Origin of the sequence: Amycolatopsis sp. WAC 04197, assembly GCF_003947475.1 — a bacterium.
GTDB lineage: Bacteria > Actinomycetota > Actinomycetes > Mycobacteriales > Pseudonocardiaceae > Amycolatopsis > Amycolatopsis japonica.
On sequence record NZ_QHJK01000001.1, the window covers coordinates 479953 to 500093 of the forward strand.

General features: G+C 68.7%; 21 protein-coding genes. 16 read left to right on the forward strand and 5 right to left on the reverse strand.

The genetic code is table 11. From position 1 onward, the window contains the following. The first annotated feature begins 473 nt into the window (after positions 1-473). The 3 genes from DMC64_RS42625 to DMC64_RS02385 all read left to right on the forward strand — a co-directional run bounded on the left by DMC64_RS42625 (position 474) and on the right by DMC64_RS02385 (position 4211). A complete protein-coding gene (locus DMC64_RS42625; protein WP_158634197.1) occupies positions 474-1787 on the forward strand; it encodes a hypothetical protein in 1314 nt (437 codons plus the stop codon). Further along, positions 1777-3210 (forward strand): type IV secretory system conjugative DNA transfer family protein, encoded by a 1434-nt coding sequence (locus DMC64_RS02380; protein WP_158634198.1) that lies wholly within the window; start codon positions 1777-1779, stop codon positions 3208-3210. The genes DMC64_RS42625 and DMC64_RS02380 overlap by 11 nt, the downstream gene beginning before the upstream one ends. A 152-nt stretch (positions 3211-3362) precedes the next feature. Then, positions 3363-4211 carry a replication-relaxation family protein gene (locus DMC64_RS02385; protein ID WP_158634199.1) on the forward strand — a complete coding sequence of 283 codons (849 nt, stop codon included), beginning with the start codon at positions 3363-3365 and terminating at the stop codon, positions 4209-4211. Positions 4212-4258: 47 nt separating this feature from the next. On the opposite strand, the gene DMC64_RS02390 is transcribed toward DMC64_RS02385, so the two are convergent. Then, positions 4259-4675 (reverse strand): hypothetical protein, encoded by a 417-nt coding sequence (locus DMC64_RS02390; RefSeq protein WP_125731757.1) that lies wholly within the window; start codon positions 4673-4675, stop codon positions 4259-4261. Between the two features lie 41 nt (positions 4676-4716). Here DMC64_RS02390 and DMC64_RS02395 point away from each other — a divergent pair, with 41 nt between their 5' ends. The 3 genes from DMC64_RS02395 (at position 4717) to DMC64_RS02405 (ending at position 6399) form a co-directional block, all read left to right on the forward strand. Next, positions 4717-4992, forward strand: coding sequence for a hypothetical protein (locus tag DMC64_RS02395; protein WP_125731759.1), 276 nt, complete (start codon positions 4717-4719; stop codon positions 4990-4992). A gap of 708 nt (positions 4993-5700) precedes the next feature. Next, positions 5701-6099: a hypothetical protein gene (locus DMC64_RS02400; protein ID WP_125731761.1), complete on the forward strand. Its 399-nt coding sequence runs from the start codon at positions 5701-5703 to the stop codon at positions 6097-6099. Positions 6100-6159: 60 nt separating this feature from the next. After that, positions 6160-6399, forward strand: coding sequence for a hypothetical protein (locus tag DMC64_RS02405; protein ID WP_125731763.1), 240 nt, complete (start codon positions 6160-6162; stop codon positions 6397-6399). Between the two features lie 69 nt (positions 6400-6468). On the opposite strand, the gene DMC64_RS02410 is transcribed toward DMC64_RS02405, so the two are convergent. Beyond that, positions 6469-8028: a recombinase family protein gene (locus DMC64_RS02410; RefSeq protein WP_125731764.1), complete on the reverse strand. Its 1560-nt coding sequence runs from the start codon at positions 8026-8028 to the stop codon at positions 6469-6471. Between the two features lie 51 nt (positions 8029-8079). Next, positions 8080-8679, reverse strand: coding sequence for a TetR/AcrR family transcriptional regulator (locus DMC64_RS02415; RefSeq protein ID WP_125731766.1), 600 nt, complete (start codon positions 8677-8679; stop codon positions 8080-8082). A gap of 96 nt (positions 8680-8775) precedes the next feature. Between DMC64_RS02415 and DMC64_RS02420 the strand changes: the two genes are divergently transcribed. The 6 genes from DMC64_RS02420 to DMC64_RS02440 all read left to right on the forward strand — a co-directional run bounded on the left by DMC64_RS02420 (position 8776) and on the right by DMC64_RS02440 (position 14561). Further along, positions 8776-9408, forward strand: coding sequence for an NAD(P)-dependent oxidoreductase (locus DMC64_RS02420; protein ID WP_125731768.1), 633 nt, complete (start codon positions 8776-8778; stop codon positions 9406-9408). An 85-nt stretch (positions 9409-9493) separates the two neighbouring features. Further along, on the forward strand, positions 9494-10219 hold the full coding sequence (locus tag DMC64_RS02425) for an SGNH/GDSL hydrolase family protein (protein ID WP_125731770.1): 726 nt from the start codon (positions 9494-9496) through the stop codon (positions 10217-10219). Between the two features lie 116 nt (positions 10220-10335). Further along, on the forward strand, positions 10336-10506 hold the full coding sequence (locus DMC64_RS42905) for a hypothetical protein (protein ID WP_162836882.1): 171 nt from the start codon (positions 10336-10338) through the stop codon (positions 10504-10506). A gap of 330 nt (positions 10507-10836) precedes the next feature. Beyond that, positions 10837-11442, forward strand: coding sequence for an RNA polymerase sigma factor (locus DMC64_RS02430; protein ID WP_007030724.1), 606 nt, complete (start codon positions 10837-10839; stop codon positions 11440-11442). Further along, a complete protein-coding gene (locus DMC64_RS02435; RefSeq protein ID WP_125731772.1) occupies positions 11439-11918 on the forward strand; it encodes a carboxypeptidase regulatory-like domain-containing protein in 480 nt (159 codons plus the stop codon). Before DMC64_RS02430 ends, DMC64_RS02435 begins: the two co-directional genes overlap by 4 nt. Before the next feature lie 42 nt (positions 11919-11960). Further along, positions 11961-14561 carry a CHAT domain-containing protein gene (locus DMC64_RS02440; RefSeq protein WP_125731774.1) on the forward strand — a complete coding sequence of 867 codons (2601 nt, stop codon included), beginning with the start codon at positions 11961-11963 and terminating at the stop codon, positions 14559-14561. A 223-nt stretch (positions 14562-14784) separates the two neighbouring features. On the opposite strand, the gene DMC64_RS02445 is transcribed toward DMC64_RS02440, so the two are convergent. After that, positions 14785-15225, reverse strand: coding sequence for an SRPBCC family protein (locus DMC64_RS02445; RefSeq protein ID WP_073846095.1), 441 nt, complete (start codon positions 15223-15225; stop codon positions 14785-14787). A gap of 49 nt (positions 15226-15274) precedes the next feature. On the opposite strand from DMC64_RS02445, the gene DMC64_RS02450 reads away from it, so the two are divergent. From DMC64_RS02450 to DMC64_RS02465, 4 genes are all read left to right on the forward strand, one after another. Beyond that, on the forward strand, positions 15275-17239 hold the full coding sequence (locus DMC64_RS02450; protein WP_125731776.1) for an FUSC family protein: 1965 nt from the start codon (positions 15275-15277) through the stop codon (positions 17237-17239). A 73-nt stretch (positions 17240-17312) separates the two neighbouring features. Next, on the forward strand, positions 17313-17651 hold the full coding sequence (locus tag DMC64_RS02455) for a hypothetical protein (RefSeq protein WP_016330785.1): 339 nt from the start codon (positions 17313-17315) through the stop codon (positions 17649-17651). A 202-nt stretch (positions 17652-17853) separates the two neighbouring features. Next, entirely contained in the window at positions 17854-18786 is a 933-nt protein-coding gene (locus tag DMC64_RS02460; RefSeq protein ID WP_125731778.1) for a TauD/TfdA family dioxygenase, read from the forward strand. A 61-nt stretch (positions 18787-18847) separates the two neighbouring features. Beyond that, positions 18848-19075 carry an antitoxin gene (locus DMC64_RS02465; protein ID WP_016330787.1) on the forward strand — a complete coding sequence of 76 codons (228 nt, stop codon included), beginning with the start codon at positions 18848-18850 and terminating at the stop codon, positions 19073-19075. Between the two features lie 78 nt (positions 19076-19153). On the opposite strand, the gene DMC64_RS02470 is transcribed toward DMC64_RS02465, so the two are convergent. Continuing rightward, positions 19154-20107: a prephenate dehydrogenase gene (locus DMC64_RS02470; protein ID WP_037333234.1), complete on the reverse strand. Its 954-nt coding sequence runs from the start codon at positions 20105-20107 to the stop codon at positions 19154-19156. Positions 20108-20141 lie beyond the last annotated feature (34 nt).

A 20141-nucleotide genomic window follows, 5' to 3' on the forward strand; every position in this document is an offset into this window, starting at 1 on the left:
ATACTGGAAGGTCCTAGGTTGCGTCGGCGAGTTGCCCGCGAGAGGACTGGAAGGAGCGTAGCAGGGTGGCCGGGCTAGCGCGACCGGGCGTCACTTTGGTTGATCGGCTGGAATAGCTCCAGAGTAGAGATCCCAGTGACGCGCAGCGTCCGATCTTGCCCACGTGCACGATGGTACCCGCGCATTGTCGGGGTTCCCGTTGCCGGATGATCTCTCCGCGCTGCTGAACATGTCCCGCCGAACGGTGTTGTGCTGACCGATGTCCACGTCTGATGTGCGTGTGTTCCGGTCATCTGCCGTGGTCGGCTGATCCCCTTTTGTGCCAAGCGAAACAGCTATCCCGCTGTTGTCGGCTTGCTGTACCCGCGCGCTGTCGTGCGCTGGTTTCGGCGTCGATACGGGCGGGGTCGCGTCGTGGCACCGCCGCGTTCTGGGTGGCTGCTCTGCGACGCCTTAAGAGGAGTTGATGCAGCATGTTCAAGGCAGTTCAGCAGTGGGGCGCATTCGCGCTGGCGGACCCGTGTACGGGTTCACCGCTGGCGCGGTTGGTGTGTGATCCCTCGGCCGAGTTCAACGCGTTCATGTCGTGGTTGTCCTACACCCTGTGGGCTTGGATCACGGTGTGGTGGCCGCTGCTCGTGGTGGGCGCCGTGCTGGCGTTGGTGGCGGGTGCGGTGCTGGCCCAGGTGGTGCGGTTGCGCCGTGAGCGGGAGATGGAGGGAGCGCGGTTTTACGAGATCATCCCGCCGCATCGTCTGCCCGCCGACGGGGCGGTGCCGTTGTGGCGGCTGCTCGCGTCGACGCTGGCCGGGGTGTCGGTGCGGGCGCGGGTCGCGATGGTGTTGTGGGCCGATGATCCGGACGGCCGGATCCGTGCGGGGTTGTGGGTTCCGGGTGGCGGTCCGGCGCGGTCGGTGTCGCGGGCGGTCGAACACGCGTGGCCCGGTTGCGGGCTGACCCCGACAATGGCACCCCGGTTGCCTGCGGGCGCAACGGTCGGCGCAACGGAATTGGTGCCGCGTGAGGGACCGTGGGCGCCGTTGGTCGATCATCTCCACCGCCCGGAACGTGGCGTTGTGGCGGTGGAGGACGAACCGTTGCGCGCCGCTCTGGAAGGGATCTCCGACCACGCGGTGGCGGGTCGTTTCGCGTCGGTTCAGGTCGTGATTTCCCCTTCCCGCGGAAGTCGCCGGCGTGGCCGCGGGACGGGTCGCCGGCGGGGTCTGACCAGCCTGATCGGCGCCGCGCTGCTCGCGGTCGCGCGTGGTGTGGTCGGCGCGGTGGAGCTGATGCTGTCGTCGTCTTCGTCGCACGAGTCACGACGTGACACGCGGTCGTCCGCGCGGCGTGAGGAGGACCCGGTGATGGTGGCGCGGCGGCGGGCGCGGGAGGCCAAGCAGAAGGCCGGGCCGCACCTTCGTGCGACGGTGCGGTTGGTCGTCGCGGGCACGGACACGAGTGGGGATGCGCGGCGTGCGTCGGGCGGGCTGGCCGATGTGCTGGCGGCGCTGGCGACTGATGAACACGACACCGCGCGGCTTCGGGTGTGGCGTCCGGCGGGCAAGGTGGCGCGGTACGCGCACGGGCGTGGTTTCGTCGCGAGCGTGCGTGAGCTGGCGTCGGTGTGGCACCTGCCGCACCAGCCCGGGAGCCATGGCTTGCCCCACCCGGAGGCGCCGTTGCGGAAGGCCGACCGGGCCTTGCCCCGGCTCGACGGCGACCGCTACCGGCGCCGTCCCGGACGGGGTGGGTTCGACGGGTTCGGCGGTGATCGCGATGCGGCCTGAGGCCACCCTCCACGAGGGCAGTGGGACCGGTCGGCGCGGGCTGCTCGTGTCGCCGTGGGACGACCCGCGCCGCCAGTCACCGAAGCTGCTCGGTGCGACCACCACCGGGGTATCCGAACTGGTCGGCGTGAGCGTCGCGGATGCCCGGCATCATCTTCACGTGCAAGGCGTGACCGGGGCGGGTAAGTCCACCTGGCTTGCCCATCACGTCCTCGGTGAGGCCGAAGCGGGACGCGGGGTGGTGCTGCTCGATCCGCAAGGTGACCTCGCCGCGAACGTGATCGACCGGTTGCCCGCCGACTGCGGGGATCGGCTGGTGATCCTCGACCCGGACGAACGCGACGCCCCCGCCGCGTTCAACGTCCTCGACGCCCCCGACCCCGCGCAACGGGAACTGGTGGCGGACGGGGTGGTGTCGGTGTTCCGGCGTCTCTACGCCGCGTCGTGGGGACCGCGCATGGACGACCTAATGCGCGCCGCCTGCCTGACACTGATCCGGCGTGAGGGTTCGACGCTGGCCGATATCCCGCCATTGCTGCATCACGCGCCGTTCCGGCGTGCGGTGCTGGCGGAGGTCGGCGAGCCGGACGGGCTGGAAGGGTTCTGGGCCGCGTTCGATGAGGCCACCCCGGCGCAGCGTGCTCAGTTGTGCGCGCCCGTCGTGTCCCGTCTGCGCGGGGTGCTGACGCGACGGTTCGCCCGCACTCTGCTCGGCGCTCCACGGTCGAGTTTCACGCTGTCCGATGTGCTCGACGGCGGCGTCCTGATTGCCCGGTTGCCGAAAGGGAACATCGGTGAGGATGCGTCGCGGTTGGTGGGGTCGCTGCTGATCGCGGGCCTGTGGCAGGAGATCACCCGCCGCGCTGTCCGGCCGCCTGAGCGGCGGCCGGACGCGACGGTCGTGGTGGACGAGTGTCACAACTTCCTGCACCTCCCGATCGGCGTGGAAGACGCGCTAGCTGAGGCACGGGGCTACCGGGTGTCGCTGGTGCTGGCACACCAGCACCAGGCACAGCTGGTGCCGGATGTGCGGGAAGGGATCGACGCCAACGCCCGCACCAAGGTGTACTTCACCGTGTCGCCGGACGACGCCCGCCGCCTGGTGCGGCACGTCGCCCCCGATATCGACGAACACGGCCTTCGGCGGCGCCCCGCGTTCCAGATCGTCGCCCGCGCCGTGGCGGGCGGCCGGGACACCCCGGCGTGCACGTTAGACACGCTCCCGATGCCACCCGCCCCGCCCGGCCGTGGCGAGCTGGTGCGGCGTGCGGCGCGGGCACGGACCGGGCTGTCACACCGGCAGCGGGACGGCAGCACCTCGGCCCGCAGGCTCGACACCACGCCCGCCTCCAGCGGCGCGGCGCAGGCCCTGCGGCAGCACTGGAACAGCGATCACGACAACGCTTTCGGCGACAGCAACTAAGCAGGCAACTCGGTGGGCAATTCGGTGGGCCTCTTATGAGTTGCCTGCCGAGTTGCCGCCCGAGGCGCCTTAAAACCCCTGCGCACGTCCACAGTGGAGTACCCATGCCCGCGCCCCTACTTCCTAGGAACACCAACCCCCAACCCCCGAGGGTGCAACTACAGCCCACCAGTACCGGTGAGGCTCTGGCCCGCTCACGCGGGCTCACCGACCGGGATCTGTCTCTGATCGGCTACCTCGATCGGCACCGTGTGCTGACCGCACTTCAGATCACCCGGCTGCTGTTCGGCTCGCCGCACCACGCCCGGCACCGGCTGGCCGCGCTGTATCACCGTGGCGTGCTCGCGCGGTTCCGGCGCGAAGTCTGGCCCGGCTCCCAGCCGTGGCGCTACACCCTCGGGCACGTCGGCGCGGCGGTACATGCCGCAGCGACCGACGCGCCGCTACCGAAGCCGTCGGCGGTCACGGAGAAGGTTCTCCGGCTGGCGCACTCGCCACACACCGAACACCTGCTCGGCGTGAACGAGTTCTTCACTGTGCTTGCCGGGCACGCCCGCACCCGTCCCGGCTGCCAGCTACGTACGTGGACGCCCGAAGCGGTCACCGCTGACGCGTGCGGCGGCATCGTCCGCCCGGACGGCTACGGCGAATACAGCGACCCGCACGGAACCATCGGGTTCTTCTACGAACACGACACCGGAACCGAAACCCTCGACACCCTCACCGACAAGATCACCAGATACGCCGAACTCGCCCGCTCCGGAATCCGTCGACCAGTACTATTCGGACTTCCCAGCACCGCCCGCGAACGCAACCTTCACGACGCGTGGGCGCGCCGCTGGCCGACCGGGCCACCCGTCACCGTGGCAACCACCGCAACCGGCGATACAGCGGTCGCGACAGACCCGGTATGGCTGCCCGCAGGCAGCCACCAACGCCGTCCCTTGACCCGACTCACGACGTCCGCACGCCGCCACTCGCCGCGCCGGGAGGCGGCATGAAACCTCACACCCACAACCACGAGAACACGACCGGCACGGGCGGGTTGTCAGCGGCGCGGCTGGCTGCGATGGCCGACGCGCTGACCGTCCCGGACGGCGGGTTCACCGTCGATCCCGCGACCGGTGACGCCGCCCGCAGCGGCTACGCCGTCGCCGTGCACCCCGAGTGCGAACACATCTGCGACGGCCGTGTGACCGCCGATGATCTCGCCGACTACCTCACCCGTACCCGGCACGTCCTCGCGCTGCCGGGGCGGGTGTTCGGCGGATGGTGCGACCCCGGCACACGGCGGGTGTACCTCGACGTGTCCGCCGTCGTCGCCACGCTGCACGCCGCACTGGAACTCGGCCGCGCTGCCGGGCAGTGCGCCGTGTTCGACCTCGACGCCGCAACGTCGATACCCGTACCTCCCGCACCCATCCCCGTCACAGGAAAGGAGTCGCCAGACGACACCACGACGCACCCGCCGATTCCCGCACCGCGCAACGAAAGGAGGAAGCGGACATGCCCACCCGGCCACAACCGCCCCCGCGCCGATCGCCGAACGCACGCCGCCACCTCACCGCCGTCCCAACCCCGCACGACAAGCCCGCCAGGAAGGAAACCTACGCTGAACAGCAAGCCCGCCTCGACAACGAAGCCCTCGACAGGTGGGCGGTCATAGTCGCCGACCTGGCACCGCTCACCGATGACCAGATCACCTCACTCGCGGTGATCCTCAACCGCATCGACAAACGACGCCGCGCCACCCAACAAACCGACAGGAAACGCGCGGCCTGACACACCGACGACCGAGGACACACCCACCCCGCTTTGTCCGGGGTGTGGTGTGGCCTCGGTCGTCGCCCTATCTGACACAGCATCACCATACAAACATTGGCACTACATTCCGATAGACCTAACCGGGAACGGAGTCGCGCCCATTTGATCGCCCGCGTTTACAGTCACGCGAGTACCCGTGTAATTGGGGCCGGAGTAAATGATGATCCAACTCGACCGCTTATTCCAGATCGACATGATGTTCGGCGCGTCGCCCGTGGAATAGCTATACGGGTGGAAGCCGCCCCGCCACGTTGTGCTAGTCCACCCGCAGGCAACATTATTATAAGGAATGCACTGTCCTTGACTTTCAACTCCAGCTTCCGCCGTGGTGGTGACAATTCCAAGTGCGACAACAGACGTTGCCCCAACGGTCGCCAATGCTCGCAATATTCGCACAGTCTCCCCCTTAAGAAGTGTTCCCTAGATGTCGATTTCATATTCGAGACTAGCTCAGGTTCTCACGTTAGCAATACTCCAATCGAATGATCCACATGTGCTCTCACCAGCAGAACCACTCGGAGTTAGGCTGGGTGCGCAGTGTCGAGCGCCCCCTCTGCGCCCGAAGATGCAAGACTGTTATACTACGCAAGGTAAGCTGCTTACCAATCTCTACATTGGGGATGGGTTCACCGCGCGGATAAGTGAAAGAATAAAATGGTCATGCGAGTGAAGCAAAAGGTGGTTGTCGGTACAGTCGTAGCAATTTTGACTGCTTGGGTGATCGCAATTACGATCGTCATAGCCTTGCAGCCCGACGTGGGTGTAGAATCGCCGGAAAAGTTACGAGAACAGCTATCGAACGCCTTAAACTCCCGCGACAGTAAGGCTTTGGAATCCTTGATCGCCTACCCGCCCGGCGACGCCGACGACTTCGCTGAAAGCTACATGAAAAAACTCGACGACGTTGCGGCGAAATCAATAACAGTTAGCCTGAAGCCTAACTCGGAAGCCCCTAACAAAGTCGCGATTGCAGGCACGCTCGGAGACGGCGCCGATTTCAGCTATGACGTTTCCTTGGTGCAAGGCCGCGACGGCTGGCGGCTCGAATTGATTCCTCCGCTATAGCACGTAGAATCGCGAAATTGAAGGCGGCCACGGGATCCTCGAAGGGGACGTCGGGAGCCCGTGAACCGCTCGTTGCGATTACGGGCTGTAACTTCGGAGGGCTCACTCTCCACCAGCAACAAGGCGTCGGACGCTGATCACCAGCTACCGTGCCTGCCCTTCCCCTACAGGTGGGCGGTCATAGTCGCCGACCTGCCACCGCTCACCGATGACCAGATCACCTCACTCGCGGTGATCCTCAACCGCATCGACAAACGACGCCGCGCCACCCAAGACACCGAACAGAAACGCGCGGCCTGACACACCGGCGATCGAGGACATACCCACACACGTTGCGAGGTGTGTGGTGTGGCCTCGGTCGTTGCTCTATCAGGCCACGTGCTGGCCGCTCGCGCTGCGCTTGCCGGGCTTGTACGGGTCGATCCTCACTCGCTTCGGGTCGAACTGGCGTTGTCCGGTCTTGGCGGCGGGATAGAGATACAGGGTGTCCCGCCCCAGCGCGTCCGCCAGCATGGCGGCGCGTTCGGCGACCTCGGCGCCGTCCCATTGTTCGGCCGCGTCGTCACGGCTCATCGCTTCCGTGGGGCCTTCCGGGTTCCCGCCGGTCAAGGCGTCCCGCTCGGCTTCCAACCGTGCGTGCGTGGCCATGAGCGGTTCGTTGGCCGTGTCGTAGGCAGCTTCGGTCATTCGTCCGGCGCCGAGTTTCGCCGCGATGGAGGTCATCAGACGTTCGCACTCGGTGATCTCGGTGTGAATCTCCGCCAGCCGTTCCGAGACACGCGCCCGCGCGGCGCGGATCGCCGCCGCGTGCTTGGCATCGGACAAGCGCGACACCACCAGCGACCGCAACTCGCGATCCACCCGCCGGAAATCCGCGCTGACTTTGCCGCACCCGCCGGAACCTTTCACGCACGCGTACTGCCGCCGCCGCTCACCATCCGGGTAGTTCCCCTTGTGAGGGCGTCCCGTCAAGCCCTTGCCGCACAACCGGCACCGCAAGATCCCCGACCCCACATAGATCCCGAACGGTCGCGCGCCCCGCGTCCGCCCCGCATACAAGCCACGCAGCTTGACGAAGTCCTCCGGGTCCACGATCGGCTCACCCGGCATCGTGCCCACCACCACGCCGTCGTGCTCGATCAGACCGGCATTCACCGGACGCAGCAGCGCCGCACCCACCAGCGACGCCGTCCACCTCTTGCCCGTGGTCGTCATCAACCCTTCGGCGTTCCACTCATCGGCGATCGTGGTCTGAAACACCCCCGCCAGAACCGCCGCCGTGGCATCCCGCAACGCGCGGCGTTCCCGTTCCACCAACGCCAACGGAACAGGCTTACGGGTGTCTTCCCCGTTCTCGTCCATCGCCTCATCCTTGGGAACGGTCCGGTCCAGACCGGGGAACCCGAACGTGCGGCCCTGGTGATGCGGAACCCCACGCTTACGCAACACCTCGAACTGTTTCGAGATCCGCTGTGACGCCTCATCGGAGTTGCGCTGGTTGTGTGCGACCTCCTGCCGTAACTGGTACCGGTCGTTGTAGTCGGTGAGGTCATAACGGCCGTGCGAAGACGCCACCGTGAACGACTCGAACCCCTCAATCAGCTTGAACAGGTCCTCAAGATCCGGCGACTGCCGCCAACCCCGGTCGGTGTTCCACAACACCACCCCGTCACACGCCCGCGCCGCGATCCGCTTCATGATCCGTTCCCACCCCGGACGATGAACCTTCGGGTTCCACGCCGACAGCTTCGGATCCGAGATCTCCTCACCCAGCACGCCGCCCAACCGGTCGATGACCTCCCGGTTGTCGGCGTGCTGGGTCTCGCACTTCTCGATCTTCCGCTTGTGGTTACGAGACAGCCGCGCATACGAGTCCAAGATCGGCTGACGCCCGCCCTGACCTGCACTAACCTGGTGACTGGTAGCCATAGATCAACTGTAGGTAACCTAAACAGGGTTGGCTAGAACCGTCCTAAACACTCACGAGGCCACCGCGACCAGCAGCGTCGCCGCGAGCCGTTCCGCCCACTCGTCCAGCTCCTCCGTGGACGGTTCGCGGTCCTCGAAGGACGCCAGGAACGCGTACTGGAAGCACGCCCCGAGCAGCAGTGACGTCGCCGCGTCCAGATCCGCGTCCTCGCGGATCCTGCCGAGCCGGGCCTCTTTCCGCAGATACTCGGCGACGCGCACGAGCGGGACGTCCGGCCCGCGGTCCCGGCTCAGGACCCGTTCCCGGTGGGTCGCGAGCAACTCCCGTGACGAGAACAGCGACACCGCGATCGGGAAGCTCTCCAGGTAGAACGACAGCGTGATCCGCGCCAGCCGGGCGAGGTTCGCCGCGAGCGGGGTGTCCGACGGCGTCCCAGCGGTGTCCATCAGCTCGTCCAAGGTCGACCCGAGCGCGGGTAGCCGCTCGGTGAGCACGCTCGTGAAGATCTCGGTCTTGTCCTTGAAGTGCTTGTACAGCAACGCCTCGGAGTAGCCCGCCGCCTGCGCGATGGCCTTCGTCGTGGCATGCGCGTAGCCCTGCTCGCGCATCACCTTCGCCGCCGCGGCGACGATCTCCTCGCGGCTTCCCATGTTCACTCCTGAGGGCTTCTCAGCGTTCGCTCGACAAGTGGTTAGTGAACACTCACCATAGTGGGTGAGTGTTCACTAACCCAGGAAGGCGTGACCATGAAGCTCACTGTTCTCGGTGCCACGGGCGGGGTCGGTTCCGAAGTCGTCAAGCAGGCGCTGGCCGCCGGCCACCACGTCACCGCGGTCGTCCGCGACCCGTCCCGGCTGGACGTCGAAGGCGACCTGCTGGAAGTGGTCGTCGCGCAGCTGTCCGAGCACGGCGCGCTGACCGAGGCGGTGTCCGGGCGCGACGCGGTGATCTCCGCCCTCGGCGCCCGCGACCGCAACCCGACGACCATCGTCACCGACGGGGCCCGCGCCGCCGTCGCCGCGCTCGGCTCGGCGGGTGTCCGGCGGCTGCTGCTGGTGAGCGCCAGCGGCCCGTTCGTCGACGGCGACACCTTCTTCACCAGGAACGTCGTCAAGCCGATCCTGGGCAGGATCCTCCGGCACGCGTTCACGGACATGATCGCCGCCGAGCGGATCGTGCGCGCGAGCGACCTCGACTGGACGATCGTGCGTCCGCCGCGTCTGCTGAACGGGCCGCACACCGGCGAGATCGCCGCCCGCACCGACGGCAACGTCCGCGGGAGCTACAGCATCAACCGCGCCGACGTCGCCGATTACCTGCTCCGCGCGGCCGCGGACGACTCGCTCGTCCGCCAGACGGTGTCGATCGCCCACGGCTGACCTCCCGCATTTAGTCCTCTCGATGCGGTTGTTGCGTGCGCAACGATCGCGTTCAGAGGACGAAACGCGGCAGTAAGGTCGCGAGGTGATCAGCCGTGCGGTGGTGCTCGCCCCGATCCTGCTCGCGCAAGCCGTCCGGGTGCGCCGTACGACACCAAGGCTGCCGGGTGCCGCGGGGCCGGGCAGCGGCCTGGTGGCGGGCGACGGCGACCCGGTGCGGCTCGCGGTGCTCGGCGAGTCCACCGTGGACGGGGTCGGCGCGGCGACGCACGCCGAGGCGCTGACCGGGCGGCTCGCGGAGGAACTCGCGCGGGACGGCCGCGCGGTCGCCTGGCAGGCACTCGGCCGGACCGGCGCCAACGCCCGCGTGGTGCGCGAGGACCTGCTGCCGCTGCTCGAACCCGCCGACCTCGTCGTGATCGCGCTCGGCGTCAACGACACGATCGAACTGCATTCGGCCACGCGCTACCGGCGTGACCTGCTCGACCTGATCGTCGCACTGCGACGTCGCGTGGGACGGGTCCCGGTGGTACTGGCCGGTGTGCCGCCGATGGGCCGGTTCCCCTCGCTGCCGCGTCCGCTGCGGGACGTCCTCGGCGCGCGGTCGGCCGTCCTCGACGCCGCGGCCGCCCGGCTGGCCTTGCTGCCCGGCGTCGTCCACGTCCCGATGCCCGCCGCGATGCTGGACCCCGCGACCTTCGCCGAGGACCGTTTCCACCCCGGTCCCGAAGGTTATCGGCGCTGGGCCGGGCAACTCGCGGACGTGAGCCGCCGGCTACTCAGCGACACCTTTTCGGGCCAAAAGCGCTGATCAGGTCACTCGCTTGCCACAGATTAAGAAATTTCCATGAAAAAGCTGGCTCTGCGTGTATCTGGTGGCAGCCTCGTTGCGTCCTATGGAGCAGTCGAGGAAATGAGGGACACCCGATGACGACCGAGACCAACACCGCGCCCGTCGACGACGAGGCCACGGCCACCGAAGACCTCGAAGAGACGACCCCGAAGTCGAAGCCGATCACGGCGCCGGTCCCGCCCCGACCCGGCACGAGTCCGGACGGCAACTACGACCCGCACAGCACGAATCCGACGGTGAACTGACTCAACACAGACAGGTGATGTCCGGAGGCCGAGGGGGCCTCCGGGCATTGCCTCCGGGTGCTCCTTCGGGGGAGGGGGACGCCCGGACGCGGGCCCGTTGGGGAGCGGGCCCGGGGGGAGGGAAAAAAGGACCGGCCGGTGCGCAGTCCACACCTACTCGCGCCGGCCGGTGCCTTTGTCCTCCGCCCACGCCGAGGGGGACGACCGAAACTCGACAAAAAAGTTAGTGACTTGATGTATCCCAGAGCCTCTTGCACGCTCCTTCTCCCCGAAGGGCCCGCGATACTGCCAGCGCCGACACGAAGACACGTCCGAAGTGGGGCAGATACGGTGACCGACGTGCAAACGACCGAGGTAGACCCGCCATGGGAAGGACTGACCGGTGCCGACCTGCATGCCGCCTGCATGCGCGCGGCGCGGGCCGGTGACCGCCAGGCGATGGACAGACTTGTGCACGAGCTGACCCCGCTCGTGTGGCATGTCGCGCGCGCGAACGGGCTCGATCGCCTGACCGCCGAGGATGTGGTCCAAACGGTGTGGCTCGCGCTCTTCAGCCAGCTCGAAAAACTTCGTGACCCCAAAGCGCTCGCCGCCTGGTTGATCACCACCACCAGGCGCGAGGCACAGCATCCCTTCGGCCGCCGCGCTCAGCCCGTCCCGCTGACCGACGAGCTGGCCGAAAGCATGGAGAGCACCCATCCGGCCCCCGAAGAGGAAGCCGTCCGCGCCGACCGGGACCGCCGGGTCTGGCGCGCCTTCCTCCGCCTGCCGCACCGCTGTCAGCAGCTCCTTCGGCTGACCGTGCTCGCCGGGCGGGCCGAATACCAACTGGTCGCCGAAGCACTCCGGATGCCGCGCGGAAGTGTCGGCCCGACCAGGGGCCGTTGCCTCGAATCGATGCGCGACCTGCTGGCCCACGAAGGGGGAAGCCGATGAACGACCTCGGGGCGCCGGGGGAGATGACCTCCCCGGGCGATGAGGAGTTGCTCGCCGATATCGGGCGCTTCATGGACGAACTGGACCCGCCGCCGGGAGACCTGGTGCAGCGGGTTCAATTCGCGCTCGCGCTCGAAAACCTCGACGTCGAGGTCGCCCGCTGGGAACGGATGGACGCCACGGCGGGCGTTCGCGGCAGCGACACCGGCACGATCACCTTCACCGTCAGCGACCTGACCGTGATGATCAACCTCACCAAGATCGGCAAGAAACACCGGATCGACGGCTGGCTCGTGCCCGCCGGCGAGTACGGAGTGGAGGTTCGCGTCGCCGAGCACGGGACGAGTTCCACCACCGCCGACGAGGGAGGCCGGTTCGTGCTGGACAACGTGCCCCAAGGGACGACCCAGATCGTGGTCCACCTCGGCGACGTGACCTGTCGCCGGACCGTCGTGACCCCGACAGTGGTGCTCTGACCGGACGGCTGTTCCGTTATGCGGCGTGGGTGTGCTCCCATAGTGCGTGTGCCCGCGTCGCTTCCTGCCGTCGATTCCGTAGCCGAGGAGGCGGCCGATCTCCATCGCCGGGCCCGGGCCGCGGCCTCCGATCACGGTCCCGGTGCGGCCATCCGGTTGTTGCAGCGCGGTCTGTCACGCCTGGGACCGGTGGAACCGGACAGGGCCGAGCGGCTGGAGATCCGGGTCCGGATCCTCATCAGTCTCGCCGCCGCGGAAGCGGAGATCACGTCTCAAGAGGACGGCTTGGCCAGGCTGGACGAAGCGGAACGCGTCCGGCTTCTGTTGCCCCAGGGCGATATCCGCCGGGAGCTGAGCTACACCGTCGTGCTGCAGCGTGCCGTCGTGCTGATGCGTGCGGGACGGCTGGAGGAGTCGCTCGCCCTCAACAGCGCGGCCTTGCCGGGACTGGCCGCGAGAGCGGACAAGTACAGCCTGGTGCTGACCAGATCGCTGGTGAACCGGGCCTGGCTGCATCTCGAGATGAGCAACCCGGACGCCGCCTACAAGGATTTGATCGACGCGCTGGACCTCGCCGTCGAGCACGGCCACCGGATGCTCGAAGGGAAGATCCGGCACAACCTGGGTGATCACGCCCAGTTGCTCGGTGACATCCCCGAGGCGCTCCGGCACTACGAGCAGGCCGCCTCGATCTTCGTCACCGACGGACCAGGCTCGCTGCCGCTCGTCCGGCTCGACCAGGCGAAAGCCCTGCTCACCGCCGGGCTCGCCGAGGAGGCCGCGCGGCATCTCGATGAGGCCCTGCCGGAGTTGCGGCGCAACGGATCGGTCCAGCACGAGGCGGAGGCGGAGGTCGCCAGGGCGGGGGCCGCCATCCTCGAGCACGACTACGCGCTGGCGAAGAAGCTCGCGACGTCCGCGCGGCGGAGCTTCCTGCGGCGTGGCAAAGGACATTGGGCGGAGATCGCCGAACTGACCAGGCTCCGCGCGGACGCGGTGAAGGTCTTGGCGGACCGGGAGAAGAAACCGCCCGCGAAACTGCCGGAGCGGCTGGCCGAGCTCGCCATCCGGTTGGCGGGCCTGGGGCTGCGCGACGAAGCGGGCGCGGCCCGGATGTTCGCGGTGCGGCTGCTGATCCGTCGCGGGGAGACGGCCGCCGCCCAGACGCTGCTGGCGCAGGTGCCGAAACCGCGGCAGACCACGCCGATCGACCACCGGATGCAGCTGCGGTTGTGCCGGGCCGAACTCGCGGTGGCGTCCCATCGGCCGCGTTCGGCGCTCGCCCAGGCGCGGGCCGGGCTGGCGGAACTCGGGCAGATCCGCGACCGCATGGGCGGGCTCGACCTCGTCTGCGGGACGGCGGCGCACGGCGAAGAGCTGGGCAAACTCGCGCTGACGCTGGTGCTCAAGAAGGCGAGGCGCAGCGGCGCCGGCGCGAAGAGCCTGTTCGCGTGGCTGGAACGCACGCGCGCGCAGGTGTACCGCTACGAGCCGCTCCCGGTCATCGAGGATCCCGCGCTCGCCCGGCACATCAACGAAATGCGGCACGTGCAGGGGACGATCCAGGCGCGGCGGCTGTCCGGTGAACCGGTCGGGCAGCTCGAGGAGCGCTACGACCGTTTGCAGCGGGAGGCGACACGGCTCGGGTGGTACACCAGCCAATGGGGTCGCCCGAGGCCCGTCTCGGCACCCGAAGAGGTGGTCGAGCGGCTCGGCGATCGCGTGCTGGTCAGCCTGATGGGGTATCGCGACACCTTGTACGCGGTGGTCGTCGACCGCGGCCGGTTCCGGCTCCTGAAGCTGGGGCCGCTCGGGGAGATCGTCGAGACCGCGCGGCAGTTGCACGCGGACCTCGACGCGCTGGCGCCGGACAACCTGCCCGCGCCGCTGGTCGAGGTCGTCACCGGTTCCGCGCGGCGCCGGGCGGACAAATTGGACCGGCTGATCTCCGCGTCGCTGGCGAAGACGCTGGAGAACCGTGAGCTGATCATCGTGCCGATCGGTTCGCTGTACGCGTTGCCTTGGGGCGCTTTGCCTTCACTGCACGGACATCCGGTGTCGATCGCGCCGTCGGCGACCGCCTGGGTGACCGCGTCCGGGCGGCGGAACTCCGGTCCGGTGCTGCTCGCCGGCGGGCCGGGGGTGCCGGGTTCGGTCGGTGAGGTGCGGAACCTTCGGGCCGTGTACCCGCAGGCCCGGCTCGTCGACGGGAAGGACGCGACCAGCGACGCCGTCCTGTCCGCTTTGGACGGTTCCGGCATGGCGCACCTGGTCGCGCACGGCGCGCACGAACCGGCGAACGCGTTGTTCTCGCGGCTGGAACTGGTCGACGGCCCGTTGTACGCGCACGAAACCGCCCGGCTCGCGAAGCCGCCGGAGCGGGTGGTGCTGGCCGCGTGCGAACTCGCGATGAGTCACATCCGGCCCGGCGAGGAGGCGCTCGGTTTCGCCGGGACGTTGCTCGCCAGCGGTTCGCGGACGGTCATCGGCGCGATCGCGCGGGTCGGCGACAAGGCGGCCGCGGCCGCGATGGCCGATCTGCACCGGCGGCTGGCGTTGGGGACCGCGCCCGCTCTGGCGCTCGCGGAGGCGACGGCGGCCGATCCGCTGCGGCGCCCTTTCCTGTGCCTGGGCGCGGGCTGAGGTTCTCTCTCGCTTATGGGGCGAAGGCGTCCTACACCGCGTCTCATGCGGCGAAAGCTCCCTTCGCCGCGTCCAATGTGGCTATGGCGTCCTTCGCCTACCCACAGGAGTTGTCCACAAGCATCGTCGTCTGTGGACAACTCCGCCGATCGCCCGTTCCCGTCGCCCTCCGCCGGTAGACTGGACTCGGGGTCGCCCCCCTTGGGAAGGGCGGGGGGTGGGGTCAGGCGCGTTCGGCGTGTTTCACCAGGCGGGTGGCCAGGATCGAGATCACGGCGCGCAGGGCTGTGCGGATGCCGGCGCCGGTGCCGGGCAGCGGTTCGGTGAACCGGCCGGTCCATCGCAGATCCGTGCCGCCGGAAGCGTTCGGCGTGAACGAGACTTCGGCGCGATAGTCCTTCAGCAGCGCGAGACCCGCGAAGCCGTAGACATGCTTTCGGTCCTGTTCGTACTCCAGGGTCTCTTCGTGGAGATACACCGGCCACAGGCCGACGGCCCGCACGGCGCCGACGCCGTCCGCGCCCGGTTCCCGCGCCCAGCGCGAGTGGAACACCACCGGCTTCGCCCATTCCGACCACCGGGAACCGTCGGCCTCCAGCGCGAACAGCGAAGCGGGCGAGGCGCTGCTCGTCCGGTTGACCTCGAAGGAGTACGTCTTGCCCATGTGGCGACGATAACCGCTCCGAACGCCACGGATAAGTAAAGATAGGGGCGTGAGCACGCCGCGCCGCGAGATCGCCGCACCACATTGGCTGGTGCAGCTGCTCCGCAGCACACCGGTTCCCATTCCGTGGAACATGGTCACCCGCGCCGTCCTCGCCCTCGCCGTCCCACTCGCCGTCGGCTACGCGTTGGGCGACATCGGAGTCGGCGCGCTCGTCTCCACCGGCGCCCTGCCGACCGTCCTTTCCGAATCCGCCGGCCCGTACCGCTACCGCGCCCGGCGGCTCGGCGGAGCCACCGCGGCGGCCGGTCTCGGCTACTTCGCCGGACTGATCACCGGCGGCATCCCCGCCGCGTCCATCCCGGTCGTCGTCGGGGTCGCGGCGGTGTCCGCGCTGATCAGCGCGGCGGGCAGCAACGCGTCGGTCGCCGGACTGCAGATGTTCGTCTTCTGCGTGCTCGGCACCGGCCAGCACGTCACCGGCCTGCGCGTCGAAGTCCTCCTCGGCTATTTCTGCGTCGGCGCCGCCTGGAGCCTGCTGATCGCGCTCGCCACCTGGACCTTCCGCGCCACCAGCCCCGAACGCGGCGCCGTCGCGCACGTCTACGTCGAACTCGCCGCGATGCTCTCCGCGACCGACGAGGCCACCTCCCGCGTCGCGCGGCACCAGCTCACGACCGCGATGAACACCGCGTACGACCGGCTGCTCACCGCCCGCTCCTGGTTGTCCGGCCGCGACGCCACCTACCGCCAGCTGCTCAACCTGCTCTCGGCCAGCACCCCCGCCGTCGAGGCGTCGGTCGCGATGGTCAACGCCGGCCGCCACGCCCCGGACGACGTGATCGACCACTTCATCGCGACCTCGGCCGCCGTCCTCGCGAACCAGGAACTGCCCGAGCCGCCCGAAGCGCCCGAAGACGCCGACCCGGTCCTCGCCGCCCTCTACGCCGGGCTCGCCCGGATAGGCAAGGGCGACAACCGGAAACGGCGCGAGGTCCAGCCCTGGCACAAACGCCTTCGCGGCTGGGCGGCTTCGCTCGTTTCCGGCCCGCTCACCTGGTTCGCCGCGCTCCGCCTCACGTTGTGCGTCGCGATCGCCGAAGTCGTCGCGCTGCTCGTCCCGTTCGAACGGTCCTACTGGATCACGCTCACCGTCGGCATCGTCCTCAAACCGGACTTCGGCTCGGTCTTCGGCCGCGCCGTGCTGCGCGGCATCGGCACGGTGATCGGCGTCGGCATCGGCGCGGCCGTGCTCGCCGCGGGCGGCGAAGGCTGGCTGCTGGTCCTGCTGATCGCCGTCTTCGCGGGCGGCGTCGCGGTCGGCAAGGTGCGTAACTACGGCATCCTCAGCGCCTTCGTGACGCCGCTGATCATCCTGCAGATGGACCTCGCCAGCACCGGAAGCTGGAACATCGTGCTCGCGAGGCTCGTCGACACCGTGCTCGGCTGCGCGATCGTCCTGATCTTCGGCTACCTGCTCTGGCCGGGCAGCCGACGGCCGCAGGTCGGCGGACGGCTCGCCGACAGCCTCGACAGCCTGGTGAAGTACGTCGACAAAGGACTCGTGCTCGCGCCGTCCGGCGAGGCACGCCTGGAGCGCTCACGCGCCCGCCGCCGCGCCTACCGCGCGCTGGCGGACCTGCGGACCGCGTTCCAGCAGGTCGTCGTCGAACCCTCCGCCGCCGGACGGCAAGCCGTCGCCTGGTGGCCGGTGATCGCCGGGCTCGAACGCGTCGCCGACGCCGTCACCGAGGTCGGCGTCACCCTCGGACGCGGCGCCCCCGCCCCCGACGAAGCCGACGTCGCGCTCCTGACGGCGGCCCTCGCCGAACTCGCGGCCGCCGTCCGTGAGGAACGGGACCCGGCGGAGATGCCGATGCCCGACAACGAACAGCTGTCCGGCGTCGTCGACCAGATCGGCGCCGCCTTCGACGCCGTGCGCGGTCCCGACCTCGTCGAACGCGCGCCGTTGCGGCTGGTCCGGCGCTTCCTGCCGTATCACCGCCGCGCCTGACCTACCCACCCGGACGGGGGATGGGTGAGCATCATCTCGAACTAATGTTCGAGTTTTCACGCATAATCGACGCATGCTCGACACTGGTGACACGCTGCCGCCGGGGCCGCGTCACCTGCACATGGTCCGGCCCAACCAGCCCGTTTGGGTCGATCTCACGCTGGTGTACCCCGTCGGCGCGGTGAAAGCCCGGCTGCCCGACGGCCTGGATCTCACCGCCACCGTCCCCGGACTGCTGGGGATGTGGCGGGCGACGACGACGGGGCATTGGGTCGGTTGGGTCACCTTCCAGCTCGGCCCGGTGGGCCGGGGCGGCACGACGCATTCGCAGTGGGTGCTGGCCGAGGCGCTGCGGCCACGCGAGCACCGGAACACGTGGTCGGGCAGCTTCCCGTCCGAGCGGAGACGATGATCGTCCCGGCCCGTGGACGATGTTGACCGCATGCCAGAACGCGCCGACGATGGCCACGTGTCCGCCATCCTGGAGTCCTCGCCGATCCGTTCGGTGGGTGAAGGTGCCGTCGCGCTCTTCCTGCGCCGTGGACGTTTGGGCTCTCCGCCCGCGTAGCTCCTCATCTCGCGAAGTCGTCCGACGGTGAATCCAGGGAGCCTCCATGTCCATCGAACTGCCCGACCGTGTCCGCCTCCGCCCCGCGACCGTCCCCGACGGCGGGATCCTCGAAGGGCCGCGTCTGCTGCGGCGCTTGCCGGAAGGTGTCGAGGAGCGCCCGTACGAGCTTTTCTCGCTGCGCCCGCTGGGAAGGGTGATCGGCGCCGAGATCGGCGGCGTCGACCTCGCCTGTCCGCTGACACCCGAGCTCCACGCCGAGCTGAACCGCGCACTGCTGGAGTGGAAGGTGCTGTTCTTCCGCGATCAGGACATCACTTCGGCGCACCAGCGCGCGTTCGCCGCCAACTGGGGCGAACTGGAGACGAACCCGTTCATCCCCACGGGCGAGACTAAGGACACCACGCGGTTCGCGCGGTCCGCGACCATGCCCGCGTTCGAGAACATCTGGCACGTGGACGTCACGTTCCGGCCCGCGCCGGCGCTCGGTTCGGTCCTACGGCTGATCGAGGTCCCGCCGGTGGGCGGCGACACGATGTGGGCCGACATGGCCGCCGCCTACGACAACCTGCCCGAAGACGTCCGCGAACGCGTCGACGGGTTGACCGCGGTGCACGACTTCATCCCCGGCTTCGACCGTTTCTCCGATCCGGAACTCTTGCTGCGCCACCAGGACGCGTTCCCGCCGGTCGAGCATCCGGTCGTCCGCACGCATCCGGAGACCGGACGCCGCACCCTCTTCGTGAACCAGGCCTTCACGACGCACATCGTCGGCATCGACCGAGACGAGAGCGACAGGCTCCTGCGGTACCTGTTCAGCCGGGCGCATATCCCGGAGTTCCAGGTGCGCTTCGCCTGGCGGCCGGGTTCGGTGGCCTTCTGGGACAACCGCGCCACCCAGCATTACGCCGTCAACGACTACCACCCGTACACGCGGGTGGCCGAACGCGTCGCCATCGCGGGCGACCGGCCGTTCTGAGCGTCCCCATGACGGGTGATCGTCGAGGCGTGTTCACTCGTACCTGTGTGACGATGTGGCCATGGGCATCAACTTCGATGAATTGAAGAACAAGGCCACCGACGCTCTCCGCGAGCACAACGACAAGATCGAGGGCGGCCTGGACAAGGCGGCCGACTTCGCCAAGTCGAAGTTCTCCGGTCACGACTCCCAGATCGACTCGGGTGTCGAGAAGGCGAAGGGGTTCATCAACAAGTTCGACGACACCCCCGACAACCCCCAGCCCCAGAACCCGCCGCAGGGCCAGTAACCCCCCCAACCTCCCGCATTTCGTCCTCTGAACGCGGTACTTGCACACGTAAGGACCGCATTCAGAGGACGAAACGCGTCAGGAGACCTCGCCGATCGCGATGTCGCCCTCGATGGCCGTGATCCGGCCGCCGCGCTCCCCGAGCGCGATCAGGCCGTCGCGCGCGTCCGGGGCGCTGAGGCTGACCCGCACCCCAGCACGTTCCGCGTCCTTGCTGGCCGCAAACGCTTGCGCACCCTCGTGGCCCGCGTTGACCGTCACCGCGAGACCACCCGTCGACGCCAGCGATCCCCGCGCGGCACCCAGCCGCCCGAGTGCCTCGTCGACGATCGGCAGCAGCGCGTCCCGGTTGCCCTCGGTCATCGCCCGCACCAGCGCCGGACTCGACCCGGCCACCCGCGTGCCGTCCGTATAGGACCCGGCGGCCAGCGACATCGCCAGCGGCCCGCCCTGCGCGCCGATCGTGGCCAGGATGGCCGCGAAGATATGCGGCAGATGCGAGATCCGCGCGACCGTCTCGTCGTGCGAGTCCGCGGGCAGCGGTACGACGTGCGCGCCGACGTCCAGTACGAGCTGGGCGACCTCCGCCCACGCCGTCAGATCGGTGTCGTGTTCGACGCCCAGCACCCACGCCGCGCCGCCGAACAACGCCGGATTGCTCGCCTTCCAGCCCGAGTTCGCCGTCCCGGCCATCGGATGCCCGCCGACGAACTTCGCGTACGGCGCGCGGCGCCGCACCGAGTCGAGCACCGGCCCCTTCACGCTGGTCACGTCGGTGAGCACGCAGTGCCCGGCGACCCGCGAAACGGTACGGAGCACCTCTTCGACCGCGGGCAGCGGCACCGCGAGCACGATCATCGCGTCCCGCTCCGCCGCCTTGCTCAGCGCCGCTTCGACCTGCGTGGTGACGTCGAAACCCGCTCTGCTGGCGGCGTCCGCGTCAGCTTCGGAGGTCGTCGCCCCGAACGTGGTGCGGCCGATCGAATGCGCCGCGCGCAGCAGCGAACCACCGATCAACCCGAGCCCGATCACGCATACGTCCCGCACAAGGGTTCATCCTGCCATC

Excerpts from the sequence above, each read along its gene's own strand:
- DMC64_RS02460 (WP_125731778.1), top strand. The coding sequence starts at position 17,854 with ATGTCCATCGAACTGCCCGACCGTGTCCGCCTCCGCCCCGCGACCGTC.
- DMC64_RS42905 (WP_162836882.1), top strand. The coding sequence starts at position 10,336 with ATGACGACCGAGACCAACACCGCGCCCGTCGACGACGAGGCCACGGCC.
- DMC64_RS02435 (WP_125731772.1), top strand. The coding sequence starts at position 11,439 with ATGAACGACCTCGGGGCGCCGGGGGAGATGACCTCCCCGGGCGATGAG.
- DMC64_RS02415 (WP_125731766.1), bottom strand. The coding sequence starts at position 8,679 with ATGGGAAGCCGCGAGGAGATCGTCGCCGCGGCGGCGAAGGTGATGCGC.
- DMC64_RS02380 (WP_158634198.1), top strand. The coding sequence starts at position 1,777 with ATGCGGCCTGAGGCCACCCTCCACGAGGGCAGTGGGACCGGTCGGCGC.
- DMC64_RS02445 (WP_073846095.1), bottom strand. The coding sequence starts at position 15,225 with ATGGGCAAGACGTACTCCTTCGAGGTCAACCGGACGAGCAGCGCCTCG.
- DMC64_RS02420 (WP_125731768.1), top strand. The coding sequence starts at position 8,776 with ATGAAGCTCACTGTTCTCGGTGCCACGGGCGGGGTCGGTTCCGAAGTC.
- DMC64_RS02395 (WP_125731759.1), top strand. The coding sequence starts at position 4,717 with ATGCCCACCCGGCCACAACCGCCCCCGCGCCGATCGCCGAACGCACGC.
- DMC64_RS02410 (WP_125731764.1), bottom strand. The coding sequence starts at position 8,028 with ATGGCTACCAGTCACCAGGTTAGTGCAGGTCAGGGCGGGCGTCAGCCG.
- DMC64_RS02465 (WP_016330787.1), top strand. The coding sequence starts at position 18,848 with ATGGGCATCAACTTCGATGAATTGAAGAACAAGGCCACCGACGCTCTC.
- DMC64_RS02455 (WP_016330785.1), top strand. The coding sequence starts at position 17,313 with ATGCTCGACACTGGTGACACGCTGCCGCCGGGGCCGCGTCACCTGCAC.
- DMC64_RS42625 (WP_158634197.1), top strand. The coding sequence starts at position 474 with ATGTTCAAGGCAGTTCAGCAGTGGGGCGCATTCGCGCTGGCGGACCCG.